A 766-nucleotide genomic window follows, 5' to 3' on the forward strand; every position below is an offset into this window, starting at 1 on the left:
ATTCTTCCAGAAAGCGGCAGACATGGGCAGCCCGGCAGCGTTGACATTCCTAGGGGATAAGCTGGGTGGAACGTACGACGATCCTGAAGGAGATTTTTGGGGGAACCGTCCGATCGCTCTGCAAATGCTGAAATGTGCGATGGCACAGGGGTATGGAGAGGCAGCTTATGAGCTGTCTTTTTATCAAGCGGATGCCAACACGCCTGAAGCGAAGGCGCTCGCATTGCGGACGCTTCAAGAGGGAACCAAGCTAGGAAGTGCGAATTGCGCAAAGTCTCTCGGAAGTGAATTCGACGGATTTGACTTAACAGATGGCACCAATCTGATTGGCTATGTCGACAAAGAACGACATGACCGTTATCGCGTTTTGGCCGACGCGCTCGAATTCTGGCAAGGCCGCTTGAAACTGCCCAACCTCGACAAGGTACTTCCGCTGCCACCCGCGCCGCTTCCAAAATGGAACGGCGATAAGCAGACATTGATCGACGCGGCAAAGGCCGTTACGCCTCCTCCCAAGTCTGCGCAGACGTCTCTACGTAGCGGTCGCGAAGCAGTTCCTGAAGGTTATGCTGTACCGTTACTGAAGAAAGATGCGCACTCGATATCCGGCGACCAGCGCGTGCCCCGGACCGGTTACTGGCTAGCGCTGCATCGCGATATGTCGACATCTCTCGACGCGCGGCCGATTGCAGTCGGCAGTGCCTATCCGCAATATTACAGGGCGGGCGAACCCTTCGAGCTGCCACGCGGCGAACGGATCGCTTCC

Annotated in this window: 1 protein-coding gene; it reads left to right on the forward strand. The window is 56.4% G+C overall.

Annotated elements, in window-relative coordinates; genetic code table 11:
• On the forward strand, positions 1 to 766 hold a 766-nt coding region (locus tag PQR08_RS38605; protein ID WP_408164487.1), incomplete at both ends, for a DUF6396 domain-containing protein.

This window comes from Caballeronia jiangsuensis, assembly GCF_046030135.1.
Lineage (GTDB): Bacteria > Pseudomonadota > Gammaproteobacteria > Burkholderiales > Burkholderiaceae > Caballeronia > Caballeronia jiangsuensis.